The sequence below is a fragment of the Flavobacteriales bacterium genome, assembly GCA_016716605.1.
Classification (GTDB): Bacteria; Bacteroidota; Bacteroidia; order Flavobacteriales_F; family PHOS-HE28; genus PHOS-HE28.
This window is the reverse complement of record JADJWA010000001.1, coordinates 1,274,331-1,297,556: the sequence shown is the minus strand read 5'-3', so window position 1 is coordinate 1,297,556 and position 23,226 is coordinate 1,274,331. Positions and strand designations below refer to the sequence as shown.

At 64.8% G+C, this 23,226-nt stretch carries 11 protein-coding genes and 1 tRNA gene; 4 read left to right on the top strand and 8 right to left on the bottom strand.

The genetic code is table 11. The features are described 5' to 3' along the window. Positions 1-2: 2 nt before the first annotated feature. A complete protein-coding gene (locus IPM12_05125) occupies positions 3-2,201 on the top strand; it encodes an OmpA family protein (protein MBK9147191.1) in 2,199 nt (732 codons plus the stop codon). Here IPM12_05125 and IPM12_05120 read toward each other — a convergent pair. Beyond that, positions 2,182-2,820, bottom strand: coding sequence for a polysaccharide deacetylase family protein (locus IPM12_05120; GenBank protein MBK9147190.1), 639 nt, complete (start codon positions 2,818-2,820; stop codon positions 2,182-2,184). The two genes, IPM12_05125 and IPM12_05120, sit on opposite strands and share 20 nt — an antisense overlap. A 4-nt stretch (positions 2,821-2,824) precedes the next feature. Further along, complete coding sequence (locus IPM12_05115) at positions 2,825-6,184, bottom strand: DUF2723 domain-containing protein (GenBank protein ID MBK9147189.1); 3,360 nt, start codon at positions 6,182-6,184, stop codon at positions 2,825-2,827. Between the two features lie 123 nt (positions 6,185-6,307). Here IPM12_05115 and IPM12_05110 point away from each other — a divergent pair. Then, a tRNA-Gln gene (locus tag IPM12_05110) sits at positions 6,308-6,380 on the top strand. A 195-nt stretch (positions 6,381-6,575) separates the two neighbouring features. Here IPM12_05110 and IPM12_05105 read toward each other — a convergent pair. Further along, positions 6,576-7,091, bottom strand: a complete 516-nt coding sequence (locus IPM12_05105) for a hypothetical protein (GenBank protein MBK9147188.1) — start codon at positions 7,089-7,091, stop codon at positions 6,576-6,578. Between the two features lie 14 nt (positions 7,092-7,105). On the opposite strand from IPM12_05105, the gene IPM12_05100 reads away from it, so the two are divergent. Beyond that, on the top strand, positions 7,106-8,113 hold the full coding sequence (locus IPM12_05100) for an acyl transferase (GenBank protein MBK9147187.1): 1,008 nt from the start codon (positions 7,106-7,108) through the stop codon (positions 8,111-8,113). On the opposite strand, the gene IPM12_05095 is transcribed toward IPM12_05100, so the two are convergent. Continuing rightward, positions 8,110-9,432, bottom strand: coding sequence for a tyrosine--tRNA ligase (locus IPM12_05095; protein ID MBK9147186.1), 1,323 nt, complete (start codon positions 9,430-9,432; stop codon positions 8,110-8,112). The genes IPM12_05100 and IPM12_05095 overlap by 4 nt on opposite strands. Before the next feature lie 67 nt (positions 9,433-9,499). Between IPM12_05095 and IPM12_05090 the strand changes: the two genes are divergently transcribed. Next, on the top strand, positions 9,500-10,498 hold the full coding sequence (locus IPM12_05090; protein ID MBK9147185.1) for an NAD-dependent epimerase/dehydratase family protein: 999 nt from the start codon (positions 9,500-9,502) through the stop codon (positions 10,496-10,498). On the opposite strand, the gene IPM12_05085 is transcribed toward IPM12_05090, so the two are convergent. The 4 genes from IPM12_05085 to IPM12_05070 form a co-directional block, all read right to left on the bottom strand. Continuing rightward, positions 10,438-10,827 carry a DUF4296 domain-containing protein gene (locus IPM12_05085; GenBank protein MBK9147184.1) on the bottom strand — a complete coding sequence of 130 codons (390 nt, stop codon included), beginning with the start codon at positions 10,825-10,827 and terminating at the stop codon, positions 10,438-10,440. The genes IPM12_05090 and IPM12_05085 overlap by 61 nt on opposite strands. Continuing rightward, complete coding sequence (locus IPM12_05080; GenBank protein MBK9147183.1) at positions 10,824-12,161, bottom strand: dihydroorotase; 1,338 nt, start codon at positions 12,159-12,161, stop codon at positions 10,824-10,826. The genes IPM12_05085 and IPM12_05080 overlap by 4 nt, the downstream gene beginning before the upstream one ends. A gap of 4 nt (positions 12,162-12,165) precedes the next feature. Beyond that, positions 12,166-12,882 carry a polyprenol monophosphomannose synthase gene (locus tag IPM12_05075; protein ID MBK9147182.1) on the bottom strand — a complete coding sequence of 239 codons (717 nt, stop codon included), beginning with the start codon at positions 12,880-12,882 and terminating at the stop codon, positions 12,166-12,168. Between the two features lie 109 nt (positions 12,883-12,991). Further along, on the bottom strand, positions 12,992-23,008 hold the full coding sequence (locus IPM12_05070) for a gliding motility-associated C-terminal domain-containing protein (GenBank protein ID MBK9147181.1): 10,017 nt from the start codon (positions 23,006-23,008) through the stop codon (positions 12,992-12,994). Positions 23,009-23,226 lie beyond the last annotated feature (218 nt).

Sequence of the window (23,226 nt, the reverse complement as noted above, 5' to 3'; positions counted from 1 at the left end):
CCATGCGCGCGCTGTTGCTCACCCTCTTGCTGATCGCCGCTTCTCCATCATGGGCGCAGCGCAATACCGACCCATACGTGCGCGAGGCTGATCGCTACTACGCGCAGATGGCCTATGCGCGCGCGGCTGAGCTCTATCGCACAGCCGCTGAGCTCGGCGCCGTGAACGAGCATGTGACCAAGCGCCTGGCTATCTGCAGCGCGAAGCTCGGCGATGTGGCCGAGGCCGAACGCTGGTACGCCGTGGTGGTCAAGTTCCTCAACCGGGAGCCCATCGACCTGTACCACTACGCGGAGGCCCTGAAGGCCAATGCGCGCTATGAGGAGGCAGAGCTCTGGATGGACCGTTACTTGGCGCTGATCGAGTCCGAGGGCATCGAACGCCGCAGCAATATCGCGCTATTCGCGCGCAAGCTGCAGATGGACCAGGACCGCTTCAATGTGCGGCGGCTTAGCATCAACACCTCGGGAGCCGACCTTGCCGCAGCATGGATCGGCCCGAAGCGCGTGGTCTTCAGCAGCTCGCGCCAAGGCACTGGGCTGATTGAGCGGCGCGCCGCATGGAACGCACAGCCCTTCCTCGACCTCTTCACGGCCGATGTGACCGCGAATGGCGACCTGACGAACGTGGCTCCGCTCGAAGGCACGGTGAACACGCGCTATCATGAAGGGCCTGCATCGGCCAGCGCTTCCGGAGATGTGCTGTGGTTCACACGGAACAACTTCTACAAGGGCCGTGCGCGACGCAGCCAGCGGGGGGTGAGCCGCTTGGCCATATTCAAGGCGAAGCTTACGGCGGCAGGCTATGGCGCGGAAGAGCAATTCCTTTACAACAATTCCGAGGTGAGCATCGCGCATCCCGCCCTATCATCCGATGGCCGCTGGCTCTTCTTCTCGAGCGACATGCCGGGAGGACAAGGCGGCAGCGACCTGTACGTGTGCGAGCTGGCCGATGGGCAATGGAGCGAGCCGAGCAACTTGGGGGCGGCCATTAACACTCCGGGCAACGAGCTCTTCCCGTTCGTGGCGACCGATGGCAGCCTCTTCTTCGCCAGCAACGGCCACCCTGGGTTGGGCGGGCTCGACATCCTGCGCGCCACGCGCGGTGATGACGGCCGATACGCTGGCGCGCTGAACCTGGGCGCTCCTGTGAACAGCCCGCGCGACGACTTCGCCTTCATCATCGATGCCGAAGGCAGGCGCGGCTTCTTCACGAGCAACCGGCCTGGCGGCTCCGGTGACGACGACCTCTACGCCTTCGAGATGCTCTCGCCGCTCGAGGAGCGCTTCCTGGTCACGGGGCGCGTGATCGATGATGAGCACGATACGCCGGTGCCCGAGGTCGAAGTGAAGCTGATCGACCTGGAAAGCGGACTCGTCGGGAGCACCATCACGGACGCGAAGGGTGAGTACACCTTCAGTGTGCGCAAGGGCCGCAGCTACCGGATCACGGCCAGCATGAAGGGCCGGTACGATGGCGAACAGCACCTGAGCACCGCTTCGATCGAACGTGAGCTCATCGCCTCGCGAGATATCCATCTGGTGGCCGATGCCGGCGTCTGGATGCGCGGCGCGGTGCGCGAGAAGGACGGTCCGGGATTCGTGGGTGGCGCCAAGGTCTGCGCCGTGAATCTCAGCAGCTTCAGCTCCGATTGCAGGCTTACCGGCGCCGGTGGCGACGTGAGCATGCGCCTGCCTTCCAACGAAGAATTCGAGGTGGTGGTGGAGAAACAGGGTTATTTCAGCCTGAGCATCCCCATCAGCACCATCGGCATGCGCAGCGGCGTGATCGACCTGGGGCAAGCGCGCGAACTGGTGCTGGAACCGATCGCCATGGGCGAGCCCATAGCGCTTAAGCACGTGCGCTGGGCCGAGAAGAGCGCACAGCTCGATCCGCGCGCGAAGGCGGAGCTCGACCTGCTCGCGGAGCGGCTGGGCGTGAACCCCGCGATCAAAATCGAGATCGGTGTCCATAACGATTCCCGCGGCGACCAGCAGGAGCAAGAAGCGCTCTCCCAGAAACGCGCGGATGCGATCGCAGCGCACCTCATGCAGAAGGGGGTCGCAAAGGACCGGTTGAAAGCACGCGGCTTCGGAGCCACGCGGCTGCTGAACCATTGCGTTCCGGGCGTGCAGTGCAGCGAAGAGGAGCACGCCGTGAATAGACGCTCGGAGTACGTGGTCACCTCCGCTGGCGAGTGATCCCGGCCTGCGGGATCGCATTGAACCGGAAGCCCATCGCACCGAGCGCTTCCAGGGCCTCCGGCAACGCGTACCGCAGGCTCGGTTCCGCCTTGCGGCTGTCGTGGAACACGATGATGGAGCCGGCCCGCGCATGGCGAATCACGTTGCTCAGGCACGCTTCGGGCGCCACGCGCGCATCGTAGTCCATGCTGAGCGCATCCCACATCACCACCGTGAAGCGTTCACGGAGCCGTCGCGCTTGCTTGCGCGTGATGCGGCCGTACGGTGGACGGAAGAGCCGCGATTCAGCGAAGTCTTGCGCGCGCGCCGCATCAGCGATGTAGGCATCGAAGGGCGTCCGCCATCCGTTCAGGTGGCTGTAGGTGTGGTTGCCGATGGAATGGCCCTCGGCCCTGATCCGCTCGACGAGCTGCGGATGGCGCTCCGCATTCGCGCCCACGAGGAAAAAGGTGGCGCTCGCTCCATGTTCCTGCAGCTTTTCCAGCACCCAATCCGTGATGCCGGGCGTAGGGCCATCGTCGAAGGTGAGGTACACCGCGCGCTCTTCTGACGGCATGCGCCACAGCAGTCCGGGCCAGAGCAAACGGGCCAGGGCGGGCGGCCTCACCGGGAGCATGGCTTCAGAAGCGCATCCGCGAGGTCTTCCGCAGCCGTTCCACCTTGCTCATGCGGAAGGCTTCGTCGGCCGCTTGGAAGCGAGCCTCGAGGCGGGCACCGAATAGGCTATCCTCCTTGGTGGCTACTTCAGCCAAGCGACCCATGACAGCGTGCGTGATATCCGCCTCCTTCTCGAGCGGCCTGATGAACTGCGGCTCCAAGCTCATGAACCATGCGAGGTTCTCATCCATGATCGTGAAGAGGCGCTCTGCCACGCGGTTGGCCGTGGCCGTGTCGCCAACGGCGTACAAGGCCTCAACCGTTGGGAGTAGGACCCGGTCGAACGGTACGTTGCGGTCGGGCATCTTCTCGATGCTGAGGTTCAGGATCGCTCGCGCATCCTCCATGCGCCCCTCGGCGATGAGCTCCTCGGCCAGCGCGCTCAGTTGCAGCCGCAGGTTGGTGGTCATGCGCAGGATGTTCTCATCGAGGTAGATCTCACCCTCGGTCTCCATGTTGCCCCAGCGGAACTTCTCGGTTACCGTGCGGAACATGCGCTCAGTGGCCACTGCGCCAGCGCTGCCGGTGCGCGGATCGCTGGGCGTTACCAGCGGCACCACGCGGTAGGTGAGGCCCTCAAGCTGGAAGTGGTCCTGCAGGCCGATGTAGCTGTCAGGCCCGGTGGTGACCGCGAAGTAGATGGGGCGCGACCAATCATTGTTGGCCAGCAGGTCCAGCACGAGGAAGTGGTTCTTCATCACCGCGCTGCGGCCCACGCGCCAGGTGATGGCATCCACGATCCGCGCAGTGTCCTTGGGCTCCACTACGTTGCGGGCGAGCACCTGTGCTTTGTCCACCGGGATGGTGAAGGCATCGGCAGGGATGATGGCATAGCGGTCGCCGCCGGCGCTCTGCATGGTCTTGTCATTGATCGCGTAGGCGATGGCCTTGCGGAGGTCCATGGGCGGGCTGTTCTTCTCATCGCGCGGCACCAGATAGACGGCATCGCGCGTGCCTTGGCGGTACTTCTCGGGCGGGATGGAGAAAGGCACCGGATCGCTCTTGTAGGCCTTGCGGCGCATCTGGTCGATGTACCAATCGGTGTTCAGCAGGCTGAGATTCACCACGCGCACATCGGTACGGATGTTCTCCACTTCCTGGGCGTACCAGAGCGGAAAGGTGTCGTTGTCGCCGTTGGTGAAGAGGATGGCGTTCGGCTCGCAGCTCTCCAGATAGTTGCTGGCGAGGTCGCGCGCTGGATAGCGGTTCCCGCGATTGTGGTCGTTCCAGCCATCGGCCAGCATCACCGCAGGAACCGCGAGGCCGATCATCGTGGCCAAGAGGCCGTGGGCGGCATCGGAGCGCATGAGCTTGCCGAGCCCTGCGAAGAGCGCCACTGCACCAACCCCTACTGCGCTCATGAAGAACAGGATGTACGACACGGCGTGGTGATCATCGGCCAAACCTTCGACCATGAACTTCAACGCGGCCAGTCCCAGCGCGCTGCCCGCCACGACAGCAAGGTCGCGCATGGCGATTCCGCGTGCGGCATCATAGAGCGCGAACACGCCCAAGCCGATCCAGATCGCGAAGGCATAGAAGGATCCCACATAGGCGTAGTCGCGCTCGCGCGGCTGGTATGGCGTCTGGTTGAGGTAGATGACGATCGCCACACCGGTGAAGAAGAAGAGCAGCATGACCACGCTCCAATCGCGCCCATGCCGCAACAACTGGTACACGAATCCAACGAGGCCGAGGATCAAGGGCAGCAGGTAGAATTTGTTCAGGGCCTTGTTGAGGGTCATGCTCGACGGCAGCTTATCCTGGTTGCCCAGCCGCTGCTCATCGATGGCCTTGATGCCCGTGAGCCAGTTGCCATCCATGATGCCGCCGTGGCCTTGCACATCGTTCTGGCGGCCCGCGAAATTCCACATGAAGTAGCGCCAGTACATCCAATCGAGCTGGTAAGCGCCGAAGAAGCGGAGGTTCTCCAGTTGGGTGGGCTTGTAGATCTTGGTGGTGCGCCCCTGGCGATCGGTGCCGCGCATGGCCATGCCCTTGAATTCGCTCCAGCTCTTATAGGCGCTGATGTGGCTCGGGCTCGAGCTGTACATGCGCGGGAACATCATGGTGAACTGGGGGTCGTACACCACCTCGGAGCCTTTGCGCTCATCGGTGACGATGTACTCGTGCCGCACGGTGTGGCCGGGGTTCAGTTCCACGAAATGGTCGGCGCTCCATCGGTCGTAGAACTTCTGAACGGCCTTGCCGCCCTTCTCCACCACGTACGTGGCGGTGTGCACGGGCGTGCCATCCTTGCGCTCGTTGCTGTACGGGCTGTCCCAGAACTGGCCGATCAGCAGCGGGCGGTCACCGTACTGCTCGCGGTTCAGGTAGCTGAGCAGGTTGAAGACGTTCTCCGGGTTGTTCTCGTCGATGGGCGGATTGGCCACGCTGCGCACCACGATCATGGCATAGCTGCTGTAGCCCACGAGGATCACGGCCACGCCCAGGATGACCGTGTTCCAGAGCACCTTGCCGTTCTTCTGCGTCCAGATCAGGCCCCAAGTGGTCAGGCCGATCAGGAGCAGCGCATACACCAGCACGCCTGAGTTGAAGGGCAGGCCCATGCCGTTCACGAAGCGGAGCTCGAACCAGCCGGCCAATTTCACCAAGCCAGGGATGATCACCGCCTGGATGGCACCCAGGATCACCGCAGAGACCACGAAGGTGAGCACCACGCCCCAGGTCGTTACCGGGTATCGCTTGAAGTAGTACACGAATGCGATGGCCGGGATGCAGAGCAGGTTGAGCAGGTGCACCCCGATGCTCAGGCCCATGAGGTAGGCGATGAGGATGAGCCATCGGATATTATGCGCCTCATCGGCCACGCTCTCCCATTTGAGGATCGCCCAGAACACGATGGCGGTGAAGAAGCTCGAGAGCGCGTACACCTCACCTTCCACCGCGCTGAACCAGAAGCTGTCGCTCCAGGTGTAGGCCAATGCGCCCACTGCTCCGCTGCCGAGTATGGCGTAAACGGCGCCCATGGTGAGCTCCCGGCTATCGCGCACGGCGAGCTTGTGCGCCATGTGCGTGATGCTCCAGAACAGGAAGAGGATGGTGAAAGCGCTGGCCAGCGCGCTCAGCACGTTCATGGCCACCGGCACATTCTCCGGCCCCACGAATGCACTGGCCACGCGGCCCAGGATCATGAACAATGGAGCGCCGGGCGGGTGCCCCACTTCCAGCTTGTAAGCCGTTGCGATGAACTCCCCACAGTCCCAGAAGCTCGCCGTGGGCTCGATGGTGGAGATGTAGGTCCATGCCGCCACCAGGAACACCGCCCAGCCGGTAATGATGTTCAGCTTCTTGTAATCCATGCGTGAGATCTCGTTCGGGAAGCGGCGAAAGTACCGAAAGAAGCATGGGGGCCTCCTTGCGGGTTTGGCGCTTAACGGAGCCTGGTGCTACATTCGCCGCGCTTTTCGAGAGAAGGGCGGTATTGGCCGATGGTGTAACTGGCAACACGTCTGATTTTGGTTCAGAAGAGTCTAGGTTCGAGCCCTAGTCGGCCAACAAGAGAGCCCCGCGATACGCGGGGCTTTTCGTTTGCCGTCCGCCAGGCACGAAGGATATGGCGGCGCCTGTAAGCAGGGGCGGGAAGTTCATGCCGCACGACCTGGATGCGCCGTGCGCCCAGTGCAGAAGGAACCATCCTTCCAGGTGCAGTTGCATGGTGAACGAACCGGGCCGCCTGAGGACCCGTGAGGGTCAATAGACGATCCGCTGCTGGGGGCTCTCCACCGCATTGCTCACGTGCAAGGCGCGGTCCACCAGCGTGATGGTGAATCGAACGGTGTCCGCCGGCCAGCCCGTTGGATAGCCAATCAATGGCCACGGTTTCAGTGCCACGGCAATCTCGCCCTCAAGCGTCTTGTTCTGCCCGGTGGGCGTGATCACCGGCACGCGATAGTACAGGGGGAGCGTGAATTCCACACGGCGCCATGTCCCGTTCTCGAGCGTGTCGTATTCGATGAAGAGGTTGTGGTAATAGGTGCTCGATGTGTCGAAGGGCGGCTGGTTGTCGGAATCACTCAGGCCGATGTCGCCATCGCCATCGGTGAAGGCGATCACCAGCGAGGCGGAATCGCCGAATTGCGTGAACGACTTGAACTCGATGGCGGGCTCCGGAGGGAACACCTCGGGCTTCTTGCATCCGATCAGCGTCGCATGCGCCACGGCCATGCCCCCGGCTACTTTCGCGATCCTTATCAATGCGTTGCGCATAGGCCAAAAGTAGCATGACGCCCCGCCTCGACGGCACCCTTCCTCAATTGCGCGAACGCATATTCTCGCTGAACAGCTCCGCTGCCTTCAACCATCTGGCCATCGACCTCTTCCGGCTGCATGCCGAACGGAACCCCGTGTACAAGGCCTTCCTCGAGGCGCTGCCAGGGAGAACCGGAGTCGAACGGGCAGCCGACATCCCCTGCCTGCCCATCACGGTCTTCCGCAATCAGCGCGTGCTCCTTGATGGGCTCGAACCTGCCCTGACTTTCACGAGCAGCGGCACCACGGGCAGCATTGCCAGCACGCACCTGTTGCCTTGGCCCGAGCACTACGAGCGCTCTTTCATGAGCTCCTTCTCTGCGGCTTACGGAAGCCCTTCGGAATGGCGGATCCTAGCGCTGCTGCCGGCCTACCTCGAGCGCCAGGGCAGTTCGCTCGTGTACATGGCTGAGAGGCTCGTCGCTGCGAGCGGCGACCCCCGAAGCGGTTTCTACCTGAACCAGTACGATGAGCTTGCCGAGGTGCTGAGACGATCGGAAACCGAGGGCCGCAAGACCCTGCTCCTCGGTGTCACCTTCGCGCTGCTCGACCTGGCCGAGAAGCACCCGATGCCCTTGCGTCACACCACCCTCATGGAGACCGGTGGCATGAAGGGACGAAGGCCGGAGATCGTGCGCGAAGAGCTGCACGCCATCCTGAAGCACGCGTTTCAGGTGCCCTCCATCCACAGCGAATACGGCATGACCGAATTGCTCTCGCAGGCTTGGAGCATCGGCGATGGACTTTACCGTTGCCCGCCGTGGATGCGCGTGCGCATCCGCGAGGTGAATGACCCTTTCGCTTCCGTTCCTGTTGGGCGTACCGGCGGCATCGATGTCTTCGACCTGGCCAACATCGCGAGCTGTCCCTTCATCAGCACGCAGGACCTCGGGCGCCTGCACGCCGATGGCTCGTTCGAGGTGCTGGGGCGATTCGATAACAGTGATGCGAGGGGGTGCAATCTGCTGCTGGAGGCTTAGCCCACCACCTTCAACAGGAAGTAATTCTTCTTGCCGCGTTGCAGCAGGAGGTATTTGCCATGCACGAGCAACTGCGATGATGCACCCTGATTGGGGACGACCTTCTCCTTGTTAACTGACAATGACCCCTCCATAATAGCCCTGCGCGCTTCTCCTGCAGATGGAAGAAAGCGACAACGCCAAAAGAGCTTGTCCAACGGAATCCCCCTCTCAATCTGCTCCAGACTCACGCCTTTCGGTTCGAAGACATCCGGATTAACAACTGTCTCATAGTGGTCAAGGCTATCAAGCAAATCCTCCCACGACTTCTCGGGAAGCGAGAGCAGTAAATCCTTAGAGTTCCCGAAAAGCGCCTCGGACGTTCTCTTAGCCGCCGAAAGCTCCGCCTCCCCATGCACCCGCCGCGTGATATCCTCCGCCAGCGCCTTCTGCACCGCGCGCAGGTGCGGCGCCTTGGCATGCTCCGCGATCAAGGCCTCCACGCGCTCACGCTCCCACGTGGTGAAGATGCGCAGGCACTTGGCGGCTTCTTCATCGCCCACGTTCATCCAGAACTGGTAGAACTTGTAGGGTGATGTGCGCTTGGCATCGAGCCACACATTCCCGCTCTCGCTCTTGCCGAACTTGCTCCCATCGGCCTTGGTGAGCAGCGGCGTGGTGATGGCGAAAGCGGGATTGCTCACTGCTTCCTCGCCGCCCATGCGCCGGATCAATTCCGTGCCCGTTGTGATGTTGCCCCACTGGTCGCTGCCACCCATCTGGAAGTTGCAGCCCTTGTTCTTCCATAGCCAGTAGAAGTCGTAGCCCTGCACCAGTTGGTAGCTGAACTCCGTGAAGCTGATGCCCGTCTCCAGGCGGTTCTTCACGCTGTCCTTGGCCATCATGTAGTTCACGGTGATGTGCTTGCCCACCTCGCGGATGAAGCGCAGGAAGCCCATCTCCTTGAACCAGTCGTAGTTGTTCACCAGCTCGGCGGCGTTGGGGCCGGTGAAGTCGATGAAGCGCTCGAGTTGCGCTTGCACGCAATGCTGGTTGTGGCGCAGCGCGTCCTCGTCGAGCAGGTTGCGCTCGGCACTCTTGCCGCTGGGGTCGCCCACCATGCCGGTGGCGCCGCCCACGAGCGCGATGGGCGTGTTTCCGCAGCGCTGGAAATGCACGAGCATCATGATCTGCACCATGTTGCCTACGTGCAGGCTGTCGGCCGTGGGGTCGAAGCCGATGTAGCCGCGCTGCGGGCCCTTGGCCAATTGCTCTTCGGCGCCGGGCATGCTGTCGTGCAGTAGTCCGCGCCAGCGGAGCTCGGTGATGTAGTTGGTCATTTCGAGAGGCCCGCGAACGGGCGGCGGCGAAGGTAGATGCCGGGAACGCCCGCCTACCTTGCGCGCCATGGACCTTGTCACGGGCGCCACTGGCATCGTGGGCACGCATCTGTTGCTGGAATTGCTCCGCGATGGGCGCGCGGTTCGGGCATTGCGACGAGGCTCATCGGATACGGGCATCGTCGCGCGCGTATTCAAGCACTATGGCGCAGCGCATTTGGAGAATCGCATCGAATGGATCGAGGGGGACCTGCTCGACGCAGTGGCCCTCGCTGAAGCGATGGATGGCGCGGAACGCGTTTACCACGCGGCTGCGCTGGTGAGCTTCGACCCGCGCAGGGCGGACGCGCTGCATGCGGTGAACGTGCAAGGCACGGCCAATGTGGTGAATGCCGCGCTCGAGGCCGGCGTGAAGCGTCTCTGCCATGTGAGCAGCACGGCCTCGATCGGCGCCGCGCCACAGGGTGTGATGCGCGATGAGTCGATGGCCTTCACGGATGGCCGCAACAGTTCCGATTATGCGCGCAGCAAGCATCTGGCAGAGCTCGAGGTGCATCGCGGCATCGCGGAGGGCCTCGATGCCGTGATCGTGAATCCGAGCGTGATCATCGGTCCCGGGTTGCCGGGGCGCAGCAGCATGACGCTCATCGAGCGGTTGCGGAAGGGCACGCGCTGGTACACCAGCGGGTCGAATGCGTTCGTCGATGCGCGGGATGTGGCGGCCTGCATGCGCAAGCTCATGGATCAGGGCTTTCCCGGCGAGCGCTATTTGCTCGTCGGCGAGAATGCGAGCTACAAGAGGTTGTTCGAGCTGGCGGCTGAAGGCTTCGGGCAGGAGCCACCCGCCTCAGAGGCGAAGCCGTGGATGCTCGCTTTGGCATGGCGCGCTGAGCGCATGCGTTCGCTGCTCACCGGATCATCGCCACTGGTCACGAAGGCTACGGTGTCGAGCGCTTTGAGCACCCGCGCCTACAGCAACGCGAAGGTCACCGCCGTGCTCGCGCATCAATTCCTGCCGCTCGAGGAATCCGTGGCCAACACGGTATCGTTCGCCGCAGCGGGCTGAGACCAGCCGTCCTTCATGCGGCGCAAGCGCTCCACCACTTCATCGTAGACCGCCTTCATTTCCTCAGGACGCATGGCGTAATAGTCGAAGCTCCTGCGGAAGGCAACGCTATCGATGCCATGCTCTGCATAGAGCTCCTTGTAGTAGAGTGCCATCGGCGGCGCGTCAGCGGGCACCACCATCATCTCCTGGCTCATGCGCGCCTCGAGCAGCGTCATGCCAACCATCACCTCCGTGAATCGCTCACGGTCGAGTACGTTCTCAGGCCGCGGGGCCTCTGCTTCGCATGCGGAGAGCAACAGGATCGTGATGATGAGCAGTGCCTTCATCGGGCGAATCGGAGGCGTTCTCCACGCATGGATGTATCCACTCTTCCTTCTGCGTAGCAGAGCCTGCCGTTCACCCAGGTGCGCAGCACGCGCGCGTGGAAGCGCTCCCCTTCGAATGGCGACCAGCCGCACTTGCTCAGCACCCCTTCGCGCGTCACGGTCCACGGCGCATCGAGGTCAATGAGGACCAGGTCGGCCTTCCAGCCTTCGCGCACATAACCGCGGTCAGCCAAGTCGAAGAGCCGTGCCGGCGCATGGCACATCTTCTCCACCACGTGCGGCACGGTGAGCACTCCGTGGCGCGCCAGTTCCAGCATCGCAGGCAAGGCATGCTGCACCAAGGGGCCGCCGCTGGGGCATTGCGCATACGGCAGGGCTTTCTCCTTCAGCGTGTGCGGCGCATGGTCGGTGGCCACCAAGTCGATCCGGCCATCGTGCAGGGCGCTGCGAATGGCGTCCCGGTCGGCCATAGTCTTCACGGCGGGGTTCCACTTGATCAAACTGCTCTTGGCGGCGTAATCGGCATCGGTGAACCAGAGATGGTGCACGCACGCTTCCGCAGTGATGCGCTTGGCGTCCAACGGGCCCGGCTCAAAGAGCTCCAGCTCGCGCGCCGTGCTGATGTGCAGCACATGCAACCGTGTGCCGAAGGCCTTCGCCCGCTCAACCGCTTCACTGCTGCTCGTGTAGCAGGCCTCGGCGCTTCGAATCAGCGGATGCTCCTCGATGGGGATATCAAGACCGAAGCGGGCGATGCGCTTCTCCAGTTCGAGCTTGATCGTGGGGTCATCCTCGGCGTGGATGGCGAGGAGCATGTGCGCACGGCGGAAGAGCGTGTCGCGCGCGGCAGCTTCGCTGATCACCATGTCGCCGGTGCTGCTGCCGAGGAATGCTTTCAGCCCGCATACCATGCGCGGATCGGTGCGAACGACCTCTTCGATGTTGGCAGCGCCGCAGCCCATGTAGAAGGAATAGTTCACCACGCTGCTCGCAGCGCCCATCCGGTATTTCTCTTCGAGCAGCTCCTGCGTGAGCGTCTGCGGCACCGTGTTGGGCATCTCCATGTAGCTGGTGATGCCGCCCGCGGCCGCAGCCGCGCTCCCATGCGCGATGTCCTCCTTGTGCGTGAGGCCCGGCTCACGGAAATGCACTTGATCGTCGATGGCCCCAGGCAGGAGGTGCCGGCCCCGAGCATCGTGCTCCTTCGCGCCCGCCGCCGCCCCGATGCCTTCCGGCGCAACGCGCTCGATGCGGTCGCCATGCACGAGCACATCGGCGTGGAGCACGGTCCCTTCGTTCACCACCTGCGCATCGCGGATCAGCAGCTTCTCCATGGCATCACTTGATCCATCCGCCGAAGCGCATCTGCAGCACGCCGATGATGGCCTCGCGGAAGATGCTCGAGTTCATCTTGCTGGTGCCCTTGGCCCGGTCGATGAAGGTGATGGGCACTTCAACGATGCGGAAGCCCTTGCGCCGGGTGCGGTACTTCATCTCGATCTGGAAGGCGTAGCCTATGAAGCGCACTTCATCCAAAGGCAGCGCTTCGAGCACGCGACGCGTGTAGCACACGAAGCCCGCCGTGGTGTCGCGCACGCCAAGCCACAGGATGGCGCGCACATAGAGCGATGCGCAGTAGCTCAGGATGATGCGGTCCCAGCTCCAATCACGCACCTGGCCGCCTTTCACATAGCGGGAGCCTACGCTCATATCGCCGCCATCGGCGCAGGCCCTCCAGAGCCGCACCAGGTCTTCGGGGTTGTGCGAGAAGTCAGCGTCCATCTCGAAGATGAAGCCGTAGCCATTGGCCAGCGCCCACTTGAAACCGGTGATGTACGCCGTGCCCAGGCCTTGCTTGCCCGCTCGTTCAATCAGATGGATGCGGCCCGGGTGCAGGCCCTGGGCCGCTTTCACCAGCTCAGCAGTGCCGTCTGGCGAGCCATCATCAACGATGAGCAGGTCGAACGCAGGTTGCAGTCCGATCACATGCGCGATGACTTCGCGAATGTTCTCGCGCTCGTTGTAGGTGGGGATGATGACGAGGCGCTCGGGCAAGGCGGCAGGCTCATGCGAACGGTTCCGCAGCGAGCGCGGCTAAGATACCTGTCGGTACGAAGGCGAAACGCCGCTCCGCGCTCCGCCAACGCGCTTCGCGAAGGCGGAGTCAGCGCAGCAGGTTCACATGCCCGATGCGCTCCACCCGATCGCCGCTGTATGAATCCTTCACGCGCACCTGCCAGACATACACGTCCATGGGGGCATCGGACCCGTCGGCCATGCGGCCATCCCAAGCCTCGCCCGGTGTCTCGCTCATGAACACCCGCAAGCCCCATCGGTCGTACACCTCGAAACGGTAGAATCGCTCATCGATGCCGAAGGTGATCGGCACGAAGCCCTCGTTCTTGTTGTCGTTGTTCGGGGTGAAGGTGTTCGGGACCCAGAGCACCATGCCATCGGCGAGGGCGATGGTGCGGCAGATCGTATCAGCGCACGACGCGCTCGCATAAGCGATCAAGCAGACGCCGAATGCATCGCCGATCTGTGCGGGGAAGGTGTAGCGCAGGTCAAGCTCTTCGGATATAGGCTCTTCATTGATCTGCCAAGAATAGGCGTTGGCGCCTATGGTCGTATTGCTGAAGAAGCCGACCGGCTGCAGGGTGGTGATCACATCAGGCAGCATGGTGAAGTTGGCGATCGGCTGTGAGTAGGCGCTCACCGCATCTTCCACCGTCACGGTATCCGCTCCGCAACCATTGCCGGCATCGATGATCAAGGTCACATCGTAGCTGCCGGGCGCATCGATCGTGTAGGTGAGCGGCGCGCACCCCACGATGGCCGGCGCATTGCCGATGAGCCACGTGCAGGTGCCGGTGCCCGTATAGCCGTGCGAGAGGCTCACTTCCAATGGAACGCATTCACCATCGCTTTCTACAGTGAAGTCGGCTACTGCGGGCGGGATTACCAGAGCGCTGATCGTCGCGCTGACCACCGGGCATGGCGGCGCCGGGGTCACCATGTAGGTGTATGAGCCGCTGAGGCCCGTGCCCGGGTCGAAATTGCCCGTTGCCGGGCTTCCGTCAGGGCCGGTCCATGCACCACCTGCATCCGGAGCGCCTCCCAGAATCGTGAACAGGTCTATCGGATCATCGGTTGAGCAAAGCGTTACAGTGCCATCCATGCCTGCATTGCCCGCAATGCCTACGGACACCAGCACCGTTGCGTCGTCGCTCAAGCACGGCGCAATGCCGGTAACGGTGTAGGTGTACAACCCATCCTGATGGATGGCTGGATCGAATCCGCCGCCGAAGGGGGCGCCACCGGGACCGGTCCATGCACCGCCGGGATCAGGTGCGCCACCGAGCATCGTGATCAGGTTCACCACCGGCGCGGTGCTGCAGATGCTCAAGGTGCCATCCTCTCCGGCAACAGGAACCGGATTGATGATGACCTGCACGGTACTGCTGGCCGAAGGGCAAGGCGCGTTGCCTGCAACGGTGTAGGTGTAATTGCCGGCCAACGCGGTCGATGGGTCGATGGTGGTCCCATTCGGGCTTCCGTCTGGGGCCGTCCAGCTTCCCCCGGCATCCAGGGTGCCACTGAGACCATCAAACAAGGAAGTGATGGCGCCGCTCTCGCAAAGGGTGATTGACCCACCATTACCTGCGAGGGGCGCCGCAATCACTGAGATCGTAAGCATGGCTTCATCGTCCGGACAGCTGCCTGTGCCAACGACCGTATAGGTGAAGATGCCGGATCCGTCAGTGGCCGGATCGAAGGTCGGCGCAACGGGAGCGCCAAGGGCATTGGTCCATTCACCACCTGCATCGGGTGAGCCACCGAGCTGAGCAAGCATGTTGAAGGCTGCCTGCGCGTTGCACACCACGATGCTCGCATCGTCGCCAGCATTGGGCCCAGGCAAAAGGTTCACGGTCACTGCCGCAGTAGCATCTGGACAAGCCGCGCCCGCGATGGTATAGGTTTGATTACCGGGCGCGTCCACGGCTGGGTCGAAGGTGCCATCAAACGTGATTCCGTTCGGATGCGTCCATGTGCCGCCAGCTTGCGGGTTCCCACCGAGCAGGTTGAAGAGATCCACTGCCGCACTGCCAGGGCACAAGTCAATCGAAGCCGGCATTCCTGCATTCCCCGGAGCCTCCTCGGTGATGCTCACTACGGAACTGGCCCCCACGCAAGGCGCCACCGCTGCGATCGCATACGTGTAGCTGCCGGCCAGCATCGTCGCCGGATCGTAGCTGCCGCCGGCCACCGGCGAGGGGCCGCTCCACGTGCCGCCCGCATCAGGCGTGCCGCCCAGCAGCGCGAAGAGGTCGATCGCCGCGCCGCTCGCGCAGAGCGTGGCCGAGCCGTCGGTGCCCGCGTCCGGCGATGCGCTCTCGGTGACGGTGACCGTCGCGGAGGCGTCCGTGCAGGGTGCGACTCCGTTCACCGTGTACACGTAGGCGCCGGGATCCATCGTCGCCGGATCATAGTTCCCGCCGGCAACCGGTGACGGGCCGCTCCAGGTGCCGCCCGCCTGCGGTGCGCCGCCGAGCTGAGCGAACAGGTCGATCGCTGCCCCGACATCACAGACGGTAACGCTGCCATCGCTGCCCGCATCGGCCGGTGCGTTCTCGGTGATCGTCACCGTGGCGCTGCTGCCCACGCAAGGCGCCACCGCCGCGATCGCATACGTGTAGCTGCCGGCCAGCATCGTCGCCGGATCGTAGCTGCCGCCGGCCACCGGCGAGGGGCCGCTCCACGTGCCGCCCGCATCAGGCGTGCCGCCCAGCAGCGCGAAGAGGTCGATCGCCGCGCCGCTCGCGCAGAGCGTGGCCGAGCCGTCGGTGCCCGCGTCCGGCGATGCGCTCTCGGTGACGGTGACCGTCGCGGAGGCGTCCGCGCAAGGAGCGACACCGGTCACGGTATACACGTATGCGCCGGGGGCCATCGTCGCCGGATCGTAGCTGCCGCCGGCAACCGGTGACGGGCCGCTCCAGGTGCCGCCCGCCTGCGGTGCGCCGCCGAGCTGAGCGAACAGGTCGATCGCTGCCCCGACATCACAGACGGTAACGCTGCCATCGCTGCCCGCATCGGCCGGTGCGTTCTCGGTGATCGTCACCGTGGCGCTGCTGCCCACGCAAGGCGCCACCGCCGCGATCGCATACGTGTAGCTGCCGGCCAGCATCGTCGCCGGATCGTAGCTGCCGCCGGCCACCGGCGAGGGGCCGCTCCACGTGCCGCCCGCATCAGGCGTGCCGCCCAGCAGCGCGAAGAGGTCGATCGCCGCGCCGCTCGCGCAGAGCGTGGCCGAGCCGTCGGTGCCCGCGTCCGGCGATGCGCTCTCGGTGACGGTGACCGTCGCGGAGGCGTCCGTGCAGGGTGCGACTCCGTTCACCGTGTACACGTAGGCGCCGGGATCCATCGTCGCCGGATCATAGTTCCCGCCGGCAACCGGTGACGGGCCGCTCCAGGTGCCGCCCGCCTGCGGTGCGCCGCCGAGCTGAGCGAACAGGTCGATCGCTGCCCCGACATCACAGACGGTAACGCTGCCATCGCTGCCCGCATCGGCCGGTGCGTTCTCGGTGATCGTCACCGTGGCGCTGCTGCCCACGCAAGGCGCCACCGCCGCGATCGCATACGTGTAGCTGCCGGCCAGCATCGTCGCCGGATCGTAGCTGCCGCCGGCCACCGGCGAGGGGCCGCTCCACGTGCCGCCCGCATCAGGCGTGCCGCCCAGCAGCGCGAAGAGGTCGATCGCCGCGCCGTTCGCGCAGAGCGTGGCCGAGCCGTCGGTGCCCGCGTCCGGCGATGCGCTCTCGGTGACGGTGACCGTCGCGGAGGCGTCCGCGCAAGGAGCGACACCGGTCACGGTATACACGTATGCGCCGGGGGCCATCGTCGCCGGATCGTAGCTGCCGCCGGCAACCGGTGACGGGCCGCTCCAGGTGCCGCCCGCCTGCGGTGCGCCGCCGAGCTGAGCGAACAGGTCGATCGCTGCCCCGACATCACAGACGGTAACGCTGCCATCGCTGCCCGCATCGGCCGGTGCGTTCTCGGTGATCGTCACCGTGGCGCTGCTGCCCACGCAAGGCGCCACCGCCGCGATCGCATACGTGTAGCTGCCGGCCAGCATCGTCGCCGGATCGTAGCTGCCGCCGGCCACCGGCGAGGGGCCGCTCCACGTGCCGCCCGCATCAGGCGTGCCGCCCAGCAGCGCGAAGAGGTCGATCGCCGCGCCGTTCGCGCAGAGCGTGGCCGCGCCGTCGGTGCCCGCGTCCGGCGATGCGCTCTCGGTGACGGTGACCGTCGCGGAGGCGTCCGCGCAGGGTGCGACTCCGTTCACCGTGTACACGTAGGCGCCGGGATCCATCGTGGCCGGATCGTAGTTGCCGCCGGCCACCGGTGACGGGCCGCTCCAGGTGCCGCCCGCCTGCGGTGCGCCGCCGAGCTGAGCGAACAGGTCGATCGCTGCCCCGACATCACAGACGGTAACGCTGCCATCGCTGCCCGCATCGGCCGGTGCGTTCTCGGTGATCGTCACCGTGGCGCTGCTGCCCACGCAAGGCGCCACCGCCGCGATCGCATACGTGTAGCTGCCGGCCAGCATCGTCGCCGGATCGTAGCTGCCGCCGGCCACCGGCGAGGGGCCGCTCCACGTGCCGCCCGCATCAGGCGTGCCGCCCAGCAGCGCGAAGAGGTCGATCGCCGCGCCGTTCGCGCAGAGCGTGGCCGCGCCGTCGGTGCCCGCGTCCGGCGATGCGCTCTCGGTGACGGTGACCGTCGCGGAGGCGTCCGCGCAAGGAGCGACACCGGTCACGGTATACACGTATGCGCCGGGGGCCATCGTCGCCGGATCGTAGCTGCCGCCGGCAACCGGTGACGGGCCGCTCCAGGTGCCGCCCGCCTGCGGTGCGCCGCCGAGCTGAGCGAACAGGTTCACCGCGGCCCCATCGCTGCACACGGTGATCGCGCCGTCAGCGCCTGCGTTCGTGGCGGAGTTCTCGGTGACGGTGACCGTCGCTGATGCATCCGCGCAGGGCGCCACGCCGTTCACCGTGTACACGTATGCGCCGGGATCCATCGTGGCGGGGTCGTAGCTGCCGCCGGACACCGGCGAGGGGCCGCTCCAGGTTCCGCCCGCTTGCGGTGCGCCGCCGAGCTGAGCGAACAGGTTCACCGCGGCCCCATCGCTGCACACGGTGATCGCGCCGTCAGCGCCTGCGTTCGTGGCGGAGTTCTCGGTGACGGTGACCGTCGCTGATGCATCCGCGCAGGGTGCGACTCCGTTCACCGTGTACACGTAGGCGCCGGGATCCATCGTCGCCGGATCATAGTTCCCGCCGGCAACCGGTGACGGGCCGCTCCATGAACCGCCAGCCTGTGGCGCTCCGCCGAGCGCTGCGAAGAGCGATTGCGCGGCACCATCGCTGCACACGGTGAGCGCGCCGTCGGCGCCTGCGTTCGTGGCGGAGTTCTCCGTGACGGTGATCGTCGCTGATGCATCCGCGCAGGGAGCGACGCCGTTCACCGTGTACACGTATGCGCCGGGATCCATCGTCGCCGGGTCGTAGCTGCCGCCGGCCACCGGTGACGGGCCGCTCCAGGTTCCGCCCGCTTGCGGTGCGCCGCCGAGCTGAGCGAACAGGTTCACCGCGGCCCCATCGCTGCACACGGTGATCGCGCCGTCGGCGCCCGCGTTCGTGGCGGAGTTCTCGGTGACGGTGACCGTCGCGGAGGCGTCCGCGCAAGGAGCGACGCCGTTCACCGTGTACACGTATGCGCCGGGATCCATCGTGGCGGGGTCGTAGCTGCCGCCGGCCACCGGCGAGGGGCCGCTCCAGGTTCCGCCCGCTTGCGGTGCGCCGCCGAGCTGAGCGAACAGGTTCACCGCGGCCCCATCGCTGCACACGGTGATCGCGCCGTCAGCGCCTGCGTTCGTGGCGGAGTTCTCGGTGACGGTGACCGTCGCTGATGCATCCGCGCAGGGCGCCACGCCGTTCACCGTGTACACGTATGCGCCGGGATCCATCGTGGCGGGGTCGTAGCTGCCGCCGGACACCGGCGAGGGGCCGCTCCAGGTTCCGCCCGCTTGCGGTGCGCCGCCGAGCTGAGCGAACAGGTTCACCGCGGCCCCATCGCTGCACACGGTGATCGCGCCGTCAGCGCCTGCGTTCGTGGCGGAGTTCTCGGTGACGGTGACCGTCGCTGATGCATCCGCGCAGGGTGCGACTCCGTTCACCGTGTACACGTAGGCGCCGGGATCCATCGTCGCCGGATCATAGTTCCCGCCGGCAACCGGTGACGGGCCGCTCCAGGTGCCGCCCGCCTGCGGTGCGCCGCCGAGCTGAGCGAACAGGTTCACCGCTGCCCCATCGCTGCACACGGTGAGCGCGCCGTCGGCGCCCGCGTTCGTGGCGGCGTTCTCCGTGACGGTGACCGTCGCTGATGCATCCGCGCAGGGCGCCACGCCGTTCACCGTGTACACATAGGCACCGGGGTTCATCGTGGCGGGGTCGTAGTTGCCGCCGGCCACTGGTGAAGGACCGCTCCAGGTGCCGCCCGCCTGTGGCGTTCCGCCAAGCGCTGCGAAGAGCGATTGCGCGGCGCCGTCGCTGCACACGGTGAGCGCGCCGTCGGCGCCCGCGTTCGTGGCGGCGTTCTCCGTGACGGTGATCGTCGCCGTCGCGTTCGTGCAAGGCGCCACGCCGTTCACGGTGTACACATAGGCACCGGGGTTCATCGTGGCCGGGTTGTAGTTGCCACCAACAACAGGAGATGGTCCAGCCCATGCTCCGCCTGCTTGAGGTGCGCCGCCCAGCGCTGCGAAGAGCGATTGCGCCGCGCCATTGCTGCACACGGTCAGCGCGCCGTCGGCGCCGGCGTTGGTCGCTGCGTTCTCGGTGACGGTGATCGTCGCCGTCGCGTTCGTGCAAGGCGCCACGCCGTTCACGGTGTACACATAGGCACCGGGGTTCATCGTGGCCGGGTTGTAGTTGCCACCGACAACAGGAGATGGTCCAGCCCATGCTCCGCCTGCTTGAGGTGCGCCGCCCAGCGCTGCGAAGAGCGATTGCGCCGCGCCATTGCTGCACACGGTCAGCGCGCCATCGGTTCCGGCGTTGGTCGCTGCGTTCTCGGTGACGGTGATCGTCGCCGTCGCGTTCGTGCAAGGCGCCACGCCGTTCACGGTGTACACATAGGCACCGGGGTTCATCGTGGCCGGGTTGTAGTTGCCACCGACAACAGGAGATGGTCCAGCCCATGCTCCGCCTGCTTGAGGTGTGCCGCCCAGCGCTGCGAAGAGCGATTGCGCCGCGCCATTGCTGCACACGGTCAGCGCGCCGTCGGCGCCGGCGTTGGTCGCTGCGTTCTCGGTGACGGTGATCGTCGCCGTCGCGTTCGTGCAAGGCGCCACGCCGTTCACGGTGCACACTAGGCACCGGGGTTCATCGTGGCCGGGTTGTAGTTGCCACCGACAACAGGAGATGGTCCGGCCCACGTTCCGCCTGCTTGCGGTGCGCCGCCCAGCGCTGCGAAGAGCGATTGCGCGGCGCCATTGCTGCACACGGTCAGCGCGCCATCGGTTCCGGCGTTGGTCGCTGCGTTCTCGGTGAGGGGGATCGTCGCCGTCGCGTTCGTGCAAGGCGCCACGCCGTTCACGGTGTACACATAGGCACCGGGGTTCATCGTGGCCGGGTTGTAGTTGCCACCGACAACAGGAGATGGTCCAGCCCATGCTCCGCCTGCTTGAGGTGTGCCGCCCAGCGCTGCGAAGAGCGATTGCGCCGCGCCATTGCTGCACACGGTCAGCGCGCCGTCGGCGCCGGCGTTGGTCGCTGCGTTCTCGGTGACGGGCGATCGTCGCCGTCGCGTTCGTGCAAGGCGCCACGCCGTTCACGGTGTACACATAGGCACCGGGGTTCATCGTGGCCGGGTTGTAGTTGCCACCGACAACAGGAGATGGTCCGGCCCACGTTCCGCCTGCTTGCGGTGCGCCGCCCAGCGCTGCGAAGAGCGATTGCGCGGCGCCATTGCTGCACACGGTCAGCGCGCCATCGGTTCCGGCGTTGGTCGCTGCGTTCTCGGTGACGGTGATCGTCGCCGTCGCGTTCGTGCAAGGCGCCACGCCGTTCACGGTGTACACATAGGCACCGGGGTTCATCGTGTCCGGGTTGTTGCCACCGACAACAGGAGATGGTCCAGCCCATGCTCCGCCTGCTTGAGGTGTGCCGCCCAGCGCTGCGAAGAGCGATTGCGCCGCGCCATTGCTGCACACGGTCAGCGCGCCGTCGGCGCCGGCGTTGGTCGCTGCGTTCTCGGTGACGGTGATCGTCGCCGTCGCGTTCGTGCAAGGCGCCACGCCGTTCACGGTGTACACATAGGCACCGGGGTTCATCGTGGCCGGGTTGTAGTTGCCACCGACAACAGGAGATGGTCCGGCCCACGTTCCGCCTGCTTGCGGTGCGCCGCCCAGCGCTGCGAAGAGCGATTGCGCGGCGCCATTGCTGCACACGGTCAGCGCGCCATCGGTACCGGCGTTCGGCGGCGGGTTCTCTGCAACCGTCACGGTGGCGGTTGAATTCGCGCAAGGCGCGGGGTTGGTCACCGTGTAGGTGTAAACGCCTGGATTCATCGTGGGCGGATTGAAATTGCCGCCCACTACCGGTGAAGGACCGCTCCAAGCACCTCCCGCTGCGGGCGTTCCGCCTAATTGCGCGATAAGCGAGAACGACGCGCCATTGCCGCACACGGTGATGTTCCCATTGATGCCCGCGCTGCCTGCCGCACTTTGGTTAACCGTTACAGTTGCCGAGGCGTTCTGGCAGCCATTCCCCACCGTATAGGTATAGTCCCCATAAGCATCAGTGGCTGGATTGAAGGTGCCACTATGCGCTCCGCCAGGACCTACCCATACGCCACCAGCTTGAGGGGTGCCGCCAAGTTGGGCGAATAGGTTGATGGGCGGTGTGCCTGGGCAGCTGGCAACAATTGTCGAGGTTCCAGCATTCGGCGGGATGGGCGGCGCTGCCACCACATTGATCGTGAGCTGGTAATTGGAAAGGTTCTGCAGCGGACAGGCATTGTCGTTCACATCCACCAGCACGGAAACAGGCGAGAGGGCGAGCACGGGTGTCCAGCACAAGGTGGCCACCGCCGGGTTCGTGCCGTTGACGATGAAAGTTGCACCCGGCAGCTGGGCAGTGATCTGGGATGAGAGCGTGACCACCGCCAATGGATCCACATCCGTGAAGGTGAGGTCAACGCACGAAGGCACACCGTCGCACATCTCCACGGAAGTGGAACTGGTGATTACCCCGCTGGTGATCGAGGTGGGCCCAACATTATCCGCAGGCGGATCGGAGCAGGGGATCACGATGAATAGGAAGTCGCGCATCACCGTGCCGATGAGCTGTCCCATGGCATTGTAGGAGGCGACCTGCAAGGCGATGACGTAGCTGCCCGTGATCGTGGGCGTGAAGTTGATGGTGCCCGTGTTGGTGTCGAGCGTGATGCCCGGGATGGGCACGGCCGCGGTGAAGCCCGGCTGATAGGTCACGTTGGTGGGCAGAGGGGCGCCGAATCGCGCGCTGATGAACGAGTAAACCAGCGTGTTGCCGTCCGCATCGGTGACCTGCGGGTTGTAGGAGACCGGTTCGCCCACGCACACGTAAGGAATGGTCATGTCACCGAACTGCGGCGATTGGTCGCAGAGCCCGCCCAGGTTGTTGAGCGTGGCATTCACGTACATGCCGGGCGTGAGCAGCACGTTCTGGGTGGCGGACCGGCAGCAGATCGCCCAACTGATGTTCCAGCTGTTGCACGGCGACAGATTCAGTGTGACCTGGAACTGGTAGTGCATGACCCCGGGCAGCGTACCGCCGTTGCAGGTGCTGTTAAGCAATTGCGATCCGCATAGCTGCGAAACCTCGTTGGCCTGCACCAACGGGATACTGTTCAGCGTGAAGTTGACCCCGCAGTTATTCGTGAAGCTGAGCGCGTGCGGAGTGAGCGGTGCACCAGCGCAATCGAGGAATAGGTCGAGTGTGATGGTGTACGAATTCCCTCCATTGCACTCATAGGTGATGTTCGCGCCGCTGAAATGATCGGCGCGTACAGCCACGAATCCCATCGCCATAGTGACGAAGGCCGCAATGCGCTTCAGGGTTCCGGCGAATGGCATTTCAGTGCGCCCCGGCTAATGGACAGGGCCGTGTCCGAAGGGCGTCGAAGTTAATCAAACCCATTATCGTTCAGGTGGTTAAGGCATCATCATGATTGACGCTGGTACGTGAATGCCACATGAACTGTTCAACGCGCTGATTTAACCCGGCACTGTCCGACCAATCCAGCTGTGCGCGGCTACTTTTGCCGCCCGTGCAAAATGGCCTTGCCATGGAT

Coding starts and splice junctions, on each gene's coding strand:
- IPM12_05120 (MBK9147190.1), bottom strand. CDS start 2,820: ATGCTCCCGGTGAGGCCGCCCGCCCTGGCCCGTTTGCTCTGGCCCGGA.
- IPM12_05080 (MBK9147183.1), bottom strand. CDS start 12,161: ATGGAGAAGCTGCTGATCCGCGATGCGCAGGTGGTGAACGAAGGGACC.
- IPM12_05125 (MBK9147191.1), top strand. CDS start 3: ATGCGCGCGCTGTTGCTCACCCTCTTGCTGATCGCCGCTTCTCCATCA.
- IPM12_05115 (MBK9147189.1), bottom strand. CDS start 6,184: ATGGATTACAAGAAGCTGAACATCATTACCGGCTGGGCGGTGTTCCTG.
- IPM12_05105 (MBK9147188.1), bottom strand. CDS start 7,091: ATGCGCAACGCATTGATAAGGATCGCGAAAGTAGCCGGGGGCATGGCC.
- IPM12_05085 (MBK9147184.1), bottom strand. CDS start 10,827: ATGAAGGCACTGCTCATCATCACGATCCTGTTGCTCTCCGCATGCGAA.
- IPM12_05100 (MBK9147187.1), top strand. CDS start 7,106: ATGACGCCCCGCCTCGACGGCACCCTTCCTCAATTGCGCGAACGCATA.
- IPM12_05090 (MBK9147185.1), top strand. CDS start 9,500: ATGGACCTTGTCACGGGCGCCACTGGCATCGTGGGCACGCATCTGTTG.
- IPM12_05095 (MBK9147186.1), bottom strand. CDS start 9,432: ATGACCAACTACATCACCGAGCTCCGCTGGCGCGGACTACTGCACGAC.
- IPM12_05070 (MBK9147181.1), bottom strand. CDS start 23,008: ATGCCATTCGCCGGAACCCTGAAGCGCATTGCGGCCTTCGTCACTATG.